Consider the following 16,482-nt stretch of genomic DNA (forward strand, 5'->3'; position numbering starts at 1 on the left):
AATAAAAAATGTCCCTCATCCAAAAAAGGACGAGGGACATCGCGGTACCACCTTTATTTACAAACAAATTCAGAATTTGCTTATACTCTTAATTTGATAACGGACAAATCCGTCTTTTCCTAATGAGAATCATTCCGTTCAGAAAAGATGCTCCAGGGCTACCTTCTAACATAACTATCTAGAGAATCTCCCAGCTAATGATTCCCCTCTCTGAAGACGTTTCATGTTATACTCTTCCCCTTCAATGCATTTATGTGATTGTTAATTATTATATACAATAGTGTAAAAAACGAAACCTTATTCGTCAAGATAAATTTGAGACTACGACTTTTATCTCACAAAAAAGACAAGCAGGACACTCCCTACTTATCTTCTTTATCCGTTCCCTTGCTGGGCAGCTTGTAATTGTGAAAGGAAATATTCTGTATTGCTAACGAGCCAATGCGATTGTTGCAGGCTTTTCACTCCGCGGAACTCATTTTCTTCATTACGACTCTGTCTTCTTTTCGTATAAGACTCAATTTGCCGAATAAAATGCGATGGGTACGTCATATACGCAAACATAAGAAGTTGCTCCTCTTTCGTAAACGGAAAATTTTTTTGATACATTTGATACCATTCAAAGCGGTCACTCCGTGCAATTGGATATGTGTTCAAAGATCTTGAATAAAAGCTAACGATATCTTGTACGGGTGTGGCAAACTGTGATTTTTCTAAACTAATAAAATAACCGTTTCGTTCATAATCAAATAAAAAATGGTTAAGCGATACATTTCCGTGAACGAAGGTAATACGTGTTTTTTCCTTTTCTTTCATTGCATCATGCCATTCATTTAATTGTTTCGTTGCGAACTCACGTGCTCTCATAACATGGTGATAATACGTACAATATTGTAATTCAAATGGAGACATATACCACTTCGCTTCAGATTCTACAAGAAACTCTTCTAACATCTCACCATCATTTTCCCAGCGATCCGATATATTCGTATAATGCTTTTCTAAATCTTCTTCTGTATAAGTCTCCTCTTTCACCGTTTTCTGATGCAACATTCCAAGTGTCTGGAACATTTTATGATATTGATCATTATCCTCGCCGTTTCCTTCTACACGTTCTAACCAAGGCATTAAATAATAACTATACGTCCCATCACTTAAAATATAGTTCCCGTCCGTCGCATGATATATAGGTACATAATTCGAAAAACCTTTCTCCTTCAAGTATTGAATATGATGCAAAAAGTTATTCCGTTCTAATTTTCTATCTTGTATTCTCTTTAACGCATACGGACCTTGATTCGTATAAATTTTCATTACACTTCCGTGCTCTTCCATATGCTGAGTGTCCAATCTATATTGCCTCACAATGGGTTCATAGCGATTTCGTAATTCAATATCCATACGAATAACCCTTTCTTATTCAAAACATAGCTTCTAGGAAAAGAAAAGAGGTGAGTGAAAAAAACTCACTCACTTATTTCACCTTTGCTTTTGAAACAGGAATATATATAATTTGCCCTGTAGTTAAATATATATCTTCTGTTTGATTTACACGGTATAGGTTTTGTACAGACGTTTCGTAACGTTCTGCAACTGATTCAATTGTATCTCCTTCTTGTACGAAATACATTCTTAACTTCGTAAATTCTTCTTCTGGTTCTTTCGTAAATATTTTCGTTAAATAAAGTGCGTTTTCATCTCGCTGCGAGTAAGCTTCTTCCTCTTGCGCTTCCTGCTTTTTCGCTTTCTCTTTCTTAAAATCTTTTCTTCCGAACAATTCAAACTGTGGCGCTTTTTCTTGCTCCTCTTCACGCTCCACATTCTCAAACTCTTCGACTTCCTCTTCTTCTATTTCCTGCTCTTTTCTTTCTTCTAGCTGGAACGGTTCAAATGCGTAATCTTCCCATCCATCTGATTCTTTATAAGCTGATACCTCTTCAAGCTGCGCTGGTCTACTTTCCTCTTCTTCAGCTTGAGTATCCTCTTCTAACTCAGCATATCCCTCTTCTTCCTCTTCTTCCTCTTCTTCCTCAATTCTTTCCTCATCACATAAACCTGTAATAGATATATCCGCTAATAGTTGTAAGCAACCATGTTCCTTTAACTCATAATCAAATTCCTCGATTGATACATATAACTCTTCAATTACTTTCACTCGATTTCTTGGAATTGATATTTCGAGTGGAAAGGAATGGACAAGCTCATTAACCCCATCTTCCCTTGTTTCTACATAATCAATTGCCTTTGCTGGTGATAGTTCCCTTAATGAATAAGCTGAATCATCTTGCCTTGCAACGTACTCTCCCGTTAAATCTAATTGCCCTCTCACGATGACTTCATGATCAAGCTCTTCTATCTCAACGTCTGGATCTAACGAAATTGACAAAAGTTCTTCGACTTCCTGTCCTTTTTGGAACCAAACAGATTCTTTTAACGAAAATCGTAATGAATGATCTGTTGCCACTTCTTTTCCCCCTCCCAAACTATATGTCATTACAGATTTATGTTTCTGAAGGCCACTTTATGAATAAAAAAAATCGCTCCCCTTATGGAGAGCGATTTTCTCTAAGAAATTATGCTTTTAATTTTGACATTGCAATTTCAGCCGCTTCAATTGTCGCTTCAATATCTGCATCACTATGTGCTGTCGATAAGAATAAACCTTCAAATTGAGAAGGTGGTAAAAATACACCTTGTTCTACCATTTCACGATAGTAAGCTGCAAAGAATTCTAAATTCGAAGATTTTGCTGCATCGTAATTGATTACAGGCTCATCTGTAAAGAAAATACCAATCATAGAGCCTGCGCGGTTAATATGATGAGGAATGCCATGTTTTTCAGCCGCTTTACGTAATCCAGCCTCTAACATTTCTGCTTTACGCTCAAATTCCACGTACGATTCTGGTGTTAACTGTACTAACGTTTCATAACCTGCTGCCATTGCAAGTGGATTACCTGATAATGTACCCGCTTGGTAAATCGGCCCGCTTGGCGCAACCTGACGCATAATTTCTGCTTTACCACCGTATGCTCCTACCGGTAAACCACCACCGATTACTTTACCTAAACAAGTTAAATCAGGTGTTACGCCGTAGTAACCTTGTCCACAGTTGTAAGCAACGCGGAATCCTGTCATTACTTCATCAAAAATAAGCAGTGAACCGTTTTGCTCTGTCACTTCACGAAGTCCTTCTAAAAATCCTGGTTGCGGAGGAACAACCCCCATATTCCCTGCCACTGGTTCTACAATTACACAAGCGATGTCATCACCGAATTGTTCGAAAGCATATTTTACACTTTCTAAATCGTTATACGCTACTGTAATCGTATTTTTCGCTACACCTTCTGGTACACCAGGGCTATCTGGTAAACCTAACGTCGCTACACCCGAACCTGCTTTAATTAATAAAGAATCACCGTGACCGTGATAACAACCAATGAATTTCAAAATTTTGTTACGCCCTGTATAACCACGTGCTAAACGTAGCGCACTCATTGTCGCCTCTGTTCCAGAGTTAACCATACGTACAATCTCAATCGATGGCACGCGCTCAATAACAAGTTTTGCTAGTTTATTTTCAATTTCTGTTGGTGCACCAAAGCTTGTTCCTTTTTCAGCAACAGCTTTTAAAGCCTCAACAACACGATCGTTCGCATGACCATGAATTAAAGGTCCCCACGATAATACGTAATCGATGTATTCATTACCATCGATATCATATACTTTAGAGCCTTTTCCACGCTCCATAAACAACGGATTCATACCAACAGACTTAAAAGCACGAACAGGGCTATTTACGCCTCCAGGCATTAAGTCTTGTGCCTCTTCAAACGCCGCAATCGACTTATCAAATTTTTTCATTATTTAGCGCCTCCTTCTTGTAACCATCTTGCTGCGTCTTTCGCATGATACGTAATAATTAAGTCTGCTCCTGCGCGCTTCATGCTTATTAATTTCTCTAATACAACTTCTTTTTCGTTAATCCAGCCATTTTGTGCTGCTGCTTTAATCATAGAATATTCACCACTTACATTGTAAGCTACGACTGGTAAGTTAAAGTTATTTTTCACATCACGAACAATATCTAAGTAAGAAAGAGCTGGTTTTACAATTAAGAAGTCGGCCCCTTCCATTACATCTGATTCTGCTTCACGGAATGCTTCCATACGATTTGCTGGGTCCATTTGATATGTTTTACGATCACCAAACTGCGGTGCACCATGTGCTGCATCACGGAACGGTCCGTAAAATGCTGATGAATATTTCACAGCGTACGACATAACTGGTACGTGTGAAAAACCATTTTCATCTAACGCGTGACGAATTGCCGTTACAAATCCATCCATCATATTAGATGGAGCAATAATGTCTGCTCCTGCTTTCGCTTGGCTTACAGCTGTTTTTGCAAGAACTGCAAGAGACTCATCATTTAAAATAACGCCATCTTCAATAACACCGCAATGACCATGGCTTGTGAATTGGCATAAACATGTATCTGCAACTACTACTAGCTCAGGGAACTCATCTTTAATTTGTTTAATTGCAAGCTGTACAATTCCATGCTCACAATATGCTGATGATCCAACTTCATCCTTTTCAGCAGGTAAACCAAATACAATAACAGAACGAATACCTAAATCAACAACTTCTTGCATTTCAGCTTGCAATAAATCTAAAGAGATTTGATATACGCCTGGCATAGAAGGAACTTCATTACGAGTATTTTCTCCTTCTAATACAAAAATAGGGTAAATAAAATCTTCTGTATGTAAAAAAGTTTCACGCACAAGCGCACGCATGCCCCCGCTTTGTCTTAAACGACGATGACGATTAAATTGTAAAGAATTCATAGATTTCTATCCCCATTCTTTTATTTTGATTATGCATGTAAAGTAGATTCACAAATGCATTGTATTAACGATTCTATTGTGTATTCTTCCGGTACGATAACATCTGAGAAATAGCTCCTTGCCTCTTTTGCTGTTATCGGTCCTATACAAGCAATTGTACATTTTTTTGTCCATTCTCTCCAGTTTGTACCCTCAAGTAAATGAACAAAACTATCAACAGTTGAAGGGCTCGTAAATGTAATAATATTTACTTTCCCTAATTTCAATGCAGTTATAAGCTCTTGCTTTTTCCCTACATTCGCTTTCGTACCGTATACGATTAGCTCATCTAGAAAAACACCAAACTCCCTTAACTTTACTGGGATTACATCTCTTGCTAAGTTCCCTTTCGGAAATAAAATGCGTTCGTTTCCACTTAACTCTTTTACAAACTCCTCTGCAAATGCCTCAGCGACAAATGACGATGGAACAAAATGAACTTCATAGCCTCTTTTTTCCAACTCTAATTTTGTTTTCACACCTACTGCAGCAATTTTAATAGCTAAAGGTATTTTCTTTCTCAAACCATCCAGAAAAAAAGTTACACCATTTTTACTCGTAAAAATAACCCAGTCATACGAATGTAGTTGCCTTGCTGCACGTTGAATTTGTTGCTGAGATGTGCCTTCCATACGCAAAAGCGGAATTTCCAATGGAATTCCGCTCCTTTCTTTCACCGCTACACTCATTTGTTTCGCTTGATGCTGGGCACGTGTAATCAATACTGTTTTGCCAGCGAGAGCATCCATATTTATTGTTGCTCCTTATTTGCAGCAAGGATGAGCTCTTTTGCTCCTTGTTTAATTAAACGGTCTGCAGCTTCTAATCCTACTTGCTCTGGATCAGTTCCTAATACTGTCTCTTTCAATAAAACAGAACCGTCCATAGAACCGACAAGCGCAGTTAATTCAATTGCATCATTTTCTTTAAGGGTTGCATATCCAGCGATTGGAACTTGGCATCCACCTTCAAGTTTATGAAGGAATACTCGCTCTGCTGCCACTGTTTTTTCTGTTACTGCATCATTAATATGTGATAACAACTCCAGTAAATCCTTATCGTCTTCACGACACTCAATCGCTAATGCACCTTGTCCTACGGCTGGTACACATAACGTTTCATCTAAATGTTCTGTAATAACTTCATCATCCCAGCCCATTCTCTGTAATCCAGCTGTCGCTAAAATAATTGCATCGTAATCTTCATCTTTCAACTTACGTAAGCGTGTATCGATGTTTCCACGAATCCACTTCACTTGTAAATCTGGTCTCGCAGCTAGTAGTTGTGCACTACGTCTCAAGCTACTCGTCCCTAATATCGCCCCTTCCGCTAAGTCTTTAAACGATTCTCCGTTTTTAGAAATAAAAGCATCACGAGGGTCAACACGCTTTGGTGTACAACCAATCGTTAATCCTTCTGGCAGTACAGCCGGCATATCTTTCATACTATGTACAGCCATATCAATTTCTTTCGTCAGTAACGCGTGTTCAATTTCCTTTACAAATAAACCTTTTCCGCCTACTTTTGAAAGAGTAACGTCTAAAATAACATCACCTTTTGTAACGATTTCTTTCACTTCAAATTCATATGGTAAGCCGAGCGCTTTTAACTGATCGATAAACCAATTTGTTTGTGTTAATGCTAGTTTACTCTTTCGTGAACCTACAATAATTTTGCGCATAATTCTCTCTCCTCATTATAAATACCAAAAGTGGAAATTAGATAAACTGCTTAATAGAAAAATGTTAACTAGCATTACGAGAAATGCCCCGATATTCCACTGCACAATTTTCTTACCTTGCAACACATCTGCCGCTCGTAAATATAAGCCTGCACAATATGTAAATAGGACGACAAAAGACCCGATTACTTTCGTATCATACCAATGGAAATTATCCAACTTTGTATATCCCCATATGCACCCTAATATAATTGCTAATAAGAAAAACGGAACAGAAAATAAATTTAATCCGTAAGACATAGATTCAAGCTTCGGCAAATTTCCTAATCTTCTTAATCTCGCATTCCATTTTTTCTTTTTTAATAGCCGATATTGCAATAAATACATAATAGAAAAAATAAACGATACAGTAAACGTTGCATAGGAAATAATCGCCATACCGACATGCACGTATACAAGTTCTGACACTAATTGTTCTGCAAGTACTGGCGACATCTTTCCAAGCGGTGTAAAAATAGAAAAAGCGCTTACGCCAAATGCGACAACGTTTGTAAAAAAGACTAAAAAGTCAATTCGCATAAATCGATTAATGATTAATGACATCGTAATCAATAACCAAACATAAAAATAAATCCCTGATAATAAAGTCAAAATGGGATTCGTTTCTGAATCAGTAGCCCTAAGCAACATAAAAATAGACTGCAGAACCCATACAATCGAAAGTAACCAAAAAGCAAATCGATTCGCCTTTCGGTTACTTTGGAAATAATCTATAAAATATAAACTAATGCTACAAGCATATAAAATAATTGCAATATGATAAATAATACTGTTATTTAAAAAACTCATCCGATCATCCTTCCAAATTATAAAGATGGAACGGATGGTGTCCACGCTCTTTTATGTTCTACTTCTTCCGTATCTTCTGCGGTTTCTTCCGCTTCTAAATCAAAAATCTTCGCAAATAGAGCTAATTTTTCGTCAGCTCCCTCTTCAGCAGCTAGTTCTTTAGCTACTAAAATTGGGTCTTTTAACAATTGATTAATAATACTTTTCGTATGTTTACTAATTACTTTTTTCTCACGATCACTAAGAGTTGGTATTTTTCGCTCAAGACTTTCCATCGTGTCACTTTGAATTGCTAGCGCTTTATCACGAAGAGCAGATATTAACGGCACAACACCAAGCGTACTTAACCACGTTTTAAATAACACAATTTCCTCTTCAATCATAAATTGAATTTTCTCTGCTTCTTTCAAACGTTCAGCACGGTTTGCTTCCACTACACCTTGCAGATCATCGATATCATATAAGAAAGAGCCTTCTAGTTCATCAATTGCAGGATCAATATCACGTGGTACTGCAATGTCAACCATAAATAACGGACGACCAGAGCGCATTTTCTCTACTTTCGTCATCATCTCTTTCGTAATGACATATTCTGATGCACCAGTTGAACTAATTAAAATATCTGCTTCTAATAATGCACATTGCAATTCACTTAAAGGCTTTGCGTGTCCCATATATTTCTCAGCCATCACTTCCGCTTTCGTAAGCGTCCTATTCATAACTGTTACTTTACGAGCTCCACTTCCGTATAAGTTTTGCAATGCAAGTTCACCCATCTTACCAGCACCAAGAATAAGTACATGACAATCTGTTAACTCGCCAAATATTTTCTTTCCAAGCTCAACAGCAGCATAACTAACAGACATCGCACTTCCACCAATTGTCGTTTCTGAGTGCGCACGTTTTGCTAATGTAACCACTTGCTTAAACAGTTCATTAAAAATTGTACCTGTCGCTTTTACTTGTTGTGCTTCTAAAAAGCTATCTTTTATTTGACCTAAAATCTGTGTCTCTCCAACAACCATGGAATCTAAACCGCATGTTACGCGGAATAAATGATCTATTGCGCCATCTTGTTCAAAAATAGACAAGTATGGTGCGACTTCTTCTATTTCAAGCTGAAACCAATCAGCTAAAAACTTCTTAATATAATATCGTCCCGTGTGTAATTGATCCACAACAGCGTAAATCTCAGTGCGATTACAAGTTGATACAATGACATTTTCTAGCACGCTCTTTTGATTTTGTAATGTAGTCATTGCTTGCTCTAGCTCTGCTGCCTGAAATGTGAGTTTCTCACGAAATTCTACAGGGGCTGTTCGATAATTTACACTAACAACAAGAATATGCACGCAGCATGTCCCCCTTCACCCGTTTTATCACTTTATCTACTATCATAATACAACTTTCCTCTTATGAATCTGACAATCGTGTGAACAATCGATTGTTTTTATATATTCTCCGTATGTAGTACAGGAGATTCAGTAAATCTTATGAAATAACTTTCTACTTTATAATAATTATAAAATAATAACTCTATTTGTACGTTACCAAAAAAAGTCCTCATAATCAAGTGATGGAAACTATTCCATATTAATTATACTATCATCTTTTCTATCTTCTTTCATAACGAAGGAAAATATGTATGATTGTTCCAAAATATAGCACTCACTTTCTCAATACAATGTATTTGACATTGTATTTCTTTTTCGTTATATTAATTTTACAAAATTAAATTGTGCACAATTTAAAAAGAAAGGAGTTACTCATGAAAAAAGATTCTTTGCATCTAGATAAACAACTTTGTTTTTCTATTTACGCTTGTTCAAGAGAAGTTACCCGTTTTTACCGACCATATTTAGAAGAAATGGGCATTACGTACCCCCAGTACATTACTTTACTCGTACTATGGGAACAAGACGGACTAACAGTAAAAGAAATTGGAGAACGTCTATTTTTAGATTCTGGTACTTTAACACCTATGTTAAAACGGATGGAATCATTAAAACTTGTAAAACGTGTTCGTTCAAAGGAAGACGAGCGAAAAGTTTGTATCGAATTAACGGAACAAGGTAAAGATTTAAAAGTAAAGGCTTGTTCATTACCGACAACGATGGCTACAAATTTAGGAATTACAGAACAAGAATATCGTTCTTTATTAATCCAATTAAATAAATTAATTGAAACCATGAAAATAATTAATGATAGAAAAGGGGAATAAACATGGATAAATTATATACAGCTTCAGTAACAGCAACAGGTGGACGAAATGGGAAAGTAGTTTCAGATGATGGCATATTAAATCTTGATGTGAAAATGCCAAAGGCACTAGGTGGCGCAGGCGGAGAGGCAACAAATCCAGAACAACTATTTGCAGCTGGTTATGCAGCTTGCTTTGATAGTGCATTACAACTTGTCATTCGTACAAAACGTGTGAAAGTGGAAAATACAGAAGTTACAGCACACGTTTCTATCGGGAAAGATACAGATGGTGGTTTCGGACTATCTGCTGTACTTGATGTACATGTCGCTGGCGTTTCTCATGCCGAAGCACAAGAACTTGTAGAAGCCGCTCACGGTGTATGTCCTTACTCTAAAGCAACGAGAGGGAATATTGAAGTAACATTAAACGTACGTTAAAAGTGTATATAAAGAAAAAAACGCGCGACATTCGTCACGCGTTTTTTGTTTTTGTCATTTTATGAATTGCTTTCCATGCCTCTTCTTTTCCAAGTCCTGTTTCAGAAGAGAATAGAACGATTTCATCGCCAATTTCAACAGCAAGCGTTTCTTTTACAACTTTTAAATGCTTTTGCCATTTCCCTTTCGGAATTTTATCGGCCTTCGTTGCAATAATGATTGTTGGGATTTCATAATGCTTTAAGAAATCATACATCATCACGTCATCTTTTGTTGGTTGGTGACGTAAATCAACTACCAATACAGCAGCGTCTAATTGCTCACGTGTTGTAAAGTAAGTTTCAATCATCTTACCCCATGCCGCACGCTCCGTTTTAGATACTTTCGCATATCCATAACCTGGAACGTCAACAAAATGCATCATTTCATTGATTAAGAAAAAGTTCAGCGTTTGCGTTTTTCCTGGTTTAGAAGAAATACGTACTAACTTTTTACGATTTAAAATTTTATTAATAAAGGAAGACTTCCCGACATTAGAACGACCCGCCAAGGCAATTTCTGGTAAATCACTGTCTGGATATTGTTCCGGTTTCACGGCACTAATTACAATATCTGCTTTTGTTACTTTCATTGTTTCACTCCTACTAATGCGTGCTCCAATACTTCGTCTAAATGAGATGCAAGCACAAACGTAAGGTTTTCTTTTACGCTCTCTGGAATATCATCTAAATCTTTCTCGTTCTCTGCTGGCAAAATAATTTTTGTTAAGCCTGCGCGGTGAGCACTTAATGTTTTTTCTTTCAAACCACCAATTGGTAATACACGGCCACGAAGTGTAATTTCACCTGTCATACCAACTTCTTTACTTACAGGAATACCTGTTAGTGCCGAAATAAGTGCCGTTGCCATCGTAATACCTGCTGACGGTCCATCTTTTGGAACTGCTCCTTCTGGAACATGAATATGAATATCGTTTTTCTCATGGAAATCTGGATCAATATGAAGCTCTTCTGCACGAGAACGAATATAGCTAAACGCCGCTTGTGCGGATTCTTTCATAACATCCCCAAGTTTCCCTGTTAAAATTAATTTCCCTTTTCCTGGTGCTACAGACACTTCAATTGCAAGTGTATCTCCACCAGCTGCTGTGTATGCTAAACCTGTCGCCATGCCAACTTGGTCTGTCTTTTCAGCTTGCCCATAACGGAATATGTGCTTACCAAGTAAATCAACAACATTTTTTTCCGTTACAACAATGCGCTTGCGTTCTGCTGTAACAATAATTTTTGCTGCTTTACGACAAACTTTTGCAATTTGACGCTCTAACGTACGAACACCAGCCTCGCGCGTATAATAACGAATAATTTCAAGAAGCGCTTCATCACGCACTTGTAAATTACCTTTTCGTAAGCCGTGCTCTTTTAATTGTTTCGGTAGTAAATGCTCACGAGCAATGTGCACCTTTTCAAGTTCTGTATAACCAGCAATCGAAATGATTTCCATTCGATCCAGAAGAGGGCCTGGAACACTTGCAAGTGTATTCGCAGTTGCAACGAACATAACTTTCGATAAATCATATGGCTCTTCAATATAATGATCACTGAAGTTATGATTTTGTTCTGGATCTAACACTTCAAGTAATGCCGCTGATGGATCTCCCCTGAAATCGTTAGACATTTTATCAATCTCATCTAATAAGAAGACTGGATTAACTGTTTTCGCCTTTTTCATACCTTGAATAATACGTCCTGGCATCGCTCCTACATATGTACGACGGTGACCACGAATTTCAGATTCATCACGTACACCACCAAGAGATACACGAACAAAATTACGATTCAATGATGTTGCAATAGAACGCGCTAACGAAGTTTTCCCGACTCCAGGAGGTCCTACTAAGCAAAGGATAGGTCCTTTTAATGAATTTGTTAACTTCTGTACAGCTAAATATTCAAGTACTCGCTCTTTCACTTTTTCAAGACCATAATGATCTTTGTTTAAAATCTCTTCAGAATGAACAAGATCAATCATATCTTCTGTTGCTTCTGTCCACGGAAGCGCCAATAACCAATCAATATAATTACGAATTACACCACTCTCAGCAGAACTTACAGGTAATTTTTCATAGCGATCTAATTCTTTCAGTGCAGCCTTCATTGTTTCTTCAGGCATTCCTGACTGTTCAATTTTCTCACGAAGTTCTTCAACTTCCCCGCCCTTGCCTTCTTTATCACCAAGTTCAGTTTGAATCGCCTTCATTTGCTCACGTAGGAAATATTCTTTTTGCGTGCGCTCCATTGAACGTTTCACTTTTTGTCCAATTTTCTTTTCTAGGCTAAGTAATTCTTGTTCATCTTGAATAATTGAAATAAGTGTATGTAATCGTTCTTTCACAGATACAATCTCTAAAATCTCTTGTTTCTGCTTTGTTTTAATCGGCAAGTGAGAAGCAATTAAATCAGCTAGTCTTCCTGGTTCTTCTACATCAGCTACCGTTGCAAATGTTTCATTTGAAACTTTTTTCGAAACTTTAATATATTGTTCGAAATGCTCCAGTAACGTACGCATAAGAGCCTTCTCTTCTAAATCATCTTCTACTTCTTCAGTTACCGTTCTAATAGAAACTTGTACTACATTTTCTTCTTCAATATACTCTATTACTTCTGCTCTATGTAAACCTTCTACAAGGACACGAAGCGTACCGTTCGGCAATTTTAACATTTGCTTCACTTTCGCCACTGTACCTACACTATATATGTCATCTTCTTTCGGATCGTCGATATTCATTTCTTTTTGCATTGCTAAAAAGATGATATTTTCATCCATTGCCGCCTGCTCTAGTGCTTGTATCGATTTATCACGTCCTACATCAAGATGCAGAACCATCGTTGGATATACGAGAACGCCTCTTAATGGTAGGAGGGGCACGATTCTTTCGTTCGCATTCATACTAGACATAGCACCTCCATAATAAATTAAACTCCTGTTCAACTATTTTATATTACAATACATCTAGATGCAATTGCAGAGATTATTCGTAATTGTAAATCCCCTGTTTTTTTCTGCCTCATGAAAAGAAAAAGGACTCCGCTTAAGCATACAAACTTAAACGAAGTCTGGCAAATTTTATTATTATTTATTCTCACATTGATTGTGCATCTGTTTCGTCCAAAGCATTATGTACATCAAGCTCACGATGCTTGTTTTCCTGCATAAATGTTAGCTCAAATACTTCTTTTAGTTTGCGAACGGGAATGATTTCAATTCCCTTAATAGTATACAAAAATGGTTGCATGTTTTCCGCAGGAATGATGACTTTCTTAGCTCCTGCTTTTTTCGCAGCTTTTATTTTTGCGTACACACCACCAATAGGCTTCACCTCTCCGTGGATACTTATCTCACCTGTCATCGCTACTTCATTGTTCACATACGTACGATGCACCGCTGAATAGACACCTGTTGCCATAGCAATCCCTGCCGAAGGACCATCAATCGGGATACCACCTGGAAAATTAATATGTATATCATACCCTTCTGGCAACACATCTAGAGAACGAAGTACTGTTAACACATTATCAACAGAACCTTTCGCCATACTTTTTCGACGAATCGATTTCGTTTGGCTACCAATACTTTCCTCTTCTACAATTCCAGTTACATTTACTGACCCTTTATCTTTCGCAGGGATAGCTGTTACCTCAATTTCTAATAACGCGCCTGTATTCGGTCCATATACAGCAAGTCCGTTTACAAGACCAATCCTTGGAATTGGATAAATACGTTTTTCGTACTTTGGTGTAAGTTGACTCGAATGAACAACCCACTCAATATCTTCATCTTTAATGAAAGAACGTTCTTCATTTATCGCCATACCAGTAGAAATTTGCACGAGATTAATTGCTTCCCGTCCATTTCTTGCATACATTCCAATCATTTCAATACCGTTTTCACCCATTTGCATTTCCACTTTATCAGCTGCATTTTTCGCTACCTTTTGGATTTCTTCTGTATCTAATTCACGGAAGAAAACTTCTAAACAACGCGACCGAATTGCAGGTGGAATCTCCTCTGGTGAACGCGTCGTTGCACCAACTAGACGAAAATCTGCTGGTAAACCTTTTTGAAAAATATCATGTATATACGTTGGGATCATCGAATTTTCTTCACTATAGTACGCACTTTCCAAAAATACTTTCCGATCTTCTAACACCTTTAGCATTTTGTTCATTTGAATCGGATGTAATTCACCAATCTCATCAATGAACAAAATACCACCATGTGCATCTGTTACAGCCCCTTTTTTCGGTTGTGGGATACCCGCTTGCCCCATTGCACCCGCTCCTTGATAAATCGGATCATGCACTGAACCAATTAAAGGATCTGCGATACCACGTTCATCAAACCTAGCTGTCGTCGCATCAAGTTCGATAAATGTCGCATTCGTACGAAATGGAGATTTCGGATTTCGTTTTGCTTCTTCTAGTACAAGGCGTGCTGCCGCTGTCTTTCCGACACCTGGCGGACCATATATGATCACATGTTGCGGATTAGGACCACAAAGAGCCGCTTTTAACGACTTAATTCCGTCTTCTTGCCCTACAATGTCTAAAAAGGATGTAGGACGTACCTTTTCCGCAAGTGGTTCTGTTAAAGAAATCTCACGCATTTTACGAAGTTGCTCTAATTCTTTTTTCGATTCTCGATCAATTGAAACTTTTTGTGTTCGCTGATTTCGAAGTAAATGCCAAAAATACAATCCGACAATTACGCCAAAAACAAGTTGAACAAGTAAAAATATATTTGTCCAGCTCATAATTCATTTCCTCCCGCTATGTTTTATCTTTTAGTATTTCCTGGGAGGAATAGTGCTAAACATAAAGAAAAACAGCAATTATAAAAATTGCTGTTTCTCCTTCACATTATGCAGATGTTTTTGTATCAAGTACAGTACCATCTTGTAACACCAATTTCGGTGGCTCATTATCAGCTACTGTTTCTTTTGTAACAATACACTTCTCGATATCTTTGCGAGATGGAAGTTCGAACATTACATCAAGCATTAAGCCTTCAATAATTGAACGAAGTCCACGAGCACCTGTTTTACGTTCAATTGCTTTTTTCGCAATCTCAATCAGTGCACCTTCTTCAAACTCTAACTCAACATCGTCAAGCTCCAATAGTTTTTGGAATTGCTTAACAAGTGCATTTTTTGGTTTAGTTAAAATATCTACAAGAGCATCTTCATCAAGCGGCTCTAGGTTCGCAATAACTGGAAGACGACCGATAAACTCCGGAATTAAACCGAATCTTAAAAGGTCCTCTGGTAAAACGTGAGATAAAACATGCTTCTCGTTTACATCAGCATTTTTCTTCTCAGAACCAAATCCAATTACTTTTTCACCAAGGCGGCGTTTAATAATTGGCTCGATGCCATCAAACGCTCCACCACAAATGAATAAGATATTCGTTGTATCAATTTGAATAAACTCTTGATGTGGGTGCTTACGACCACCTTGAGGTGGAACGCTTGCTACAGTACCTTCTAAAATTTTCAGAAGTGCCTGCTGTACGCCTTCACCAGATACATCACGTGTAATTGATGGATTTTCGGACTTACGTGCCACTTTATCAATCTCATCAATATAAATGATTCCTTTTTCCGCTTTCTCTACATCATAATCAGCCGCTTGGATTAATTTTAGTAAGATGTTTTCTACATCTTCCCCAACATATCCAGCTTCTGTTAAAGATGTTGCGTCCGCGATCGCAAATGGAACATTTAAAATACGCGCTAATGTTTGTGCCAATAATGTTTTACCACTACCAGTTGGCCCAATAAGTGAAATATTACTCTTCGCTAATTCTACATCATCAATTTTGCTGTTAGAATTAATGCGTTTGTAATGGTTATATACCGCTACCGCTAGTGCTTTTTTCGCGTTATCTTGTCCGATGACATACTCATCTAAGATTTCACGAATTTCTACCGGTTTCGGTACATCTTTGAATTCTACTTCTTCATCCTTCGCAAGCTCCTCTTGTACAATTTCAGTACAAAGCTCGATACACTCGTCACAAATGTAAACACCTGGACCTGCAACTAACTTACGAACTTGCGTCTGTGTTTTACCACAGAAAGAACATTTTAATTGCCCTTTTTCATCATTAAATTTAAACATATTTTCACACCCCTTACAAAGTGCTAACCTCTTGCCTTCGTATGTACACGATAAATGTATCGTATGTAAATACATATTATGTCACTACGCGGCTAGAAATACAAATAATATGACTAGTTATGTACAGATAAATTTTTTTGAAACTTTTGAAATATGTATATTCGACTTATAAAGGAACTTTTCCTTCTTCATCGAAAAGTTTTATAAATATATTTCTATATTTATAAAACAAGGCACGATTA

14 protein-coding genes and 1 other annotated feature are annotated in these 16,482 nt (G+C 37.4%); of the genes, 2 read left to right on the top strand and 12 right to left on the bottom strand.

Annotated features, from left to right (window positions below):
* Window positions 1–22 precede the first annotated feature (22 nt).
* Window positions 23–254: a binding site (T-box leader), on the bottom strand.
* A 121-nt stretch (window positions 255–375) separates the two neighbouring features.
* The 8 genes from ysxE to hemA form a co-directional block, all read right to left on the bottom strand.
* Window positions 376–1,401: a spore coat protein YsxE gene (ysxE, locus tag ACTFQM_RS17250; RefSeq protein ID WP_328046405.1), complete on the bottom strand. Its 1,026-nt coding sequence runs from the start codon at window positions 1,399–1,401 to the stop codon at window positions 376–378.
* Window positions 1,402–1,474: 73 nt separating this feature from the next.
* On the bottom strand, window positions 1,475–2,494 hold the full coding sequence (spoVID, locus tag ACTFQM_RS17255; protein ID WP_082183114.1) for a stage VI sporulation protein D: 1,020 nt from the start codon (window positions 2,492–2,494) through the stop codon (window positions 1,475–1,477).
* A gap of 79 nt (window positions 2,495–2,573) precedes the next feature.
* On the bottom strand, window positions 2,574–3,863 hold the full coding sequence (gene hemL, locus ACTFQM_RS17260) for a glutamate-1-semialdehyde 2,1-aminomutase (protein WP_440035346.1): 1,290 nt from the start codon (window positions 3,861–3,863) through the stop codon (window positions 2,574–2,576).
* The gene (gene hemB / locus ACTFQM_RS17265; protein ID WP_002173629.1) at window positions 3,863–4,852 is read right to left on the bottom strand and encodes a porphobilinogen synthase; all 990 of its coding nucleotides are present in this window, start codon (window positions 4,850–4,852) and stop codon (window positions 3,863–3,865) included. Before hemB ends, hemL begins: the two co-directional genes overlap by 1 nt.
* Window positions 4,853–4,881: 29 nt before the next feature.
* The gene (gene hemD / locus ACTFQM_RS17270) at window positions 4,882–5,640 is read right to left on the bottom strand and encodes a uroporphyrinogen-III synthase (RefSeq protein ID WP_328054763.1); all 759 of its coding nucleotides are present in this window, start codon (window positions 5,638–5,640) and stop codon (window positions 4,882–4,884) included.
* Between the two features lie 2 nt (window positions 5,641–5,642).
* Window positions 5,643–6,572 carry a hydroxymethylbilane synthase gene (gene hemC / locus ACTFQM_RS17275; RefSeq protein WP_025147501.1) on the bottom strand — a complete coding sequence of 310 codons (930 nt, stop codon included), beginning with the start codon at window positions 6,570–6,572 and terminating at the stop codon, window positions 5,643–5,645.
* 15 nt (window positions 6,573–6,587) lie between these two features.
* Complete coding sequence (locus tag ACTFQM_RS17280) at window positions 6,588–7,421, bottom strand: cytochrome c biogenesis protein (protein WP_002173632.1); 834 nt, start codon at window positions 7,419–7,421, stop codon at window positions 6,588–6,590.
* A 17-nt stretch (window positions 7,422–7,438) separates the two neighbouring features.
* On the bottom strand, window positions 7,439–8,773 hold the full coding sequence (gene hemA, locus ACTFQM_RS17285; RefSeq protein WP_048372977.1) for a glutamyl-tRNA reductase: 1,335 nt from the start codon (window positions 8,771–8,773) through the stop codon (window positions 7,439–7,441).
* Between the two features lie 416 nt (window positions 8,774–9,189).
* Between hemA and ACTFQM_RS17290 the strand changes: the two genes are divergently transcribed.
* Window positions 9,190–9,642: a MarR family winged helix-turn-helix transcriptional regulator gene (locus ACTFQM_RS17290; RefSeq protein ID WP_440035350.1), complete on the top strand. Its 453-nt coding sequence runs from the start codon at window positions 9,190–9,192 to the stop codon at window positions 9,640–9,642.
* Window positions 9,643–9,644: 2 nt separating this feature from the next.
* Window positions 9,645–10,061, top strand: a complete 417-nt coding sequence (locus tag ACTFQM_RS17295) for an organic hydroperoxide resistance protein (protein ID WP_002173635.1) — start codon at window positions 9,645–9,647, stop codon at window positions 10,059–10,061.
* A 34-nt stretch (window positions 10,062–10,095) separates the two neighbouring features.
* Here ACTFQM_RS17295 and ysxC read toward each other — a convergent pair whose 3' ends face one another.
* From ysxC to clpX, 4 genes are all read right to left on the bottom strand, one after another.
* Window positions 10,096–10,692, bottom strand: coding sequence for a ribosome biogenesis GTP-binding protein YsxC (gene ysxC, locus ACTFQM_RS17300; RefSeq protein ID WP_000869121.1), 597 nt, complete (start codon window positions 10,690–10,692; stop codon window positions 10,096–10,098).
* The gene (lon, locus tag ACTFQM_RS17305) at window positions 10,689–13,019 is read right to left on the bottom strand and encodes an endopeptidase La (RefSeq protein WP_440035353.1); all 2,331 of its coding nucleotides are present in this window, start codon (window positions 13,017–13,019) and stop codon (window positions 10,689–10,691) included. The genes ysxC and lon overlap by 4 nt, the downstream gene beginning before the upstream one ends.
* Before the next feature lie 184 nt (window positions 13,020–13,203).
* A complete protein-coding gene (lonB, locus tag ACTFQM_RS17310; RefSeq protein ID WP_002173637.1) occupies window positions 13,204–14,874 on the bottom strand; it encodes an ATP-dependent protease LonB in 1,671 nt (556 codons plus the stop codon).
* A 106-nt stretch (window positions 14,875–14,980) separates the two neighbouring features.
* On the bottom strand, window positions 14,981–16,240 hold the full coding sequence (gene clpX / locus ACTFQM_RS17315) for an ATP-dependent protease ATP-binding subunit ClpX (protein ID WP_440035355.1): 1,260 nt from the start codon (window positions 16,238–16,240) through the stop codon (window positions 14,981–14,983).
* Window positions 16,241–16,482: the final 242 nt, after the last annotated feature.

This window comes from Bacillus cereus group sp. MYBK30-2, from assembly GCF_051915945.1.
GTDB lineage: Bacteria > Bacillota > Bacilli > Bacillales > Bacillaceae_G > Bacillus_A > Bacillus_A paramycoides.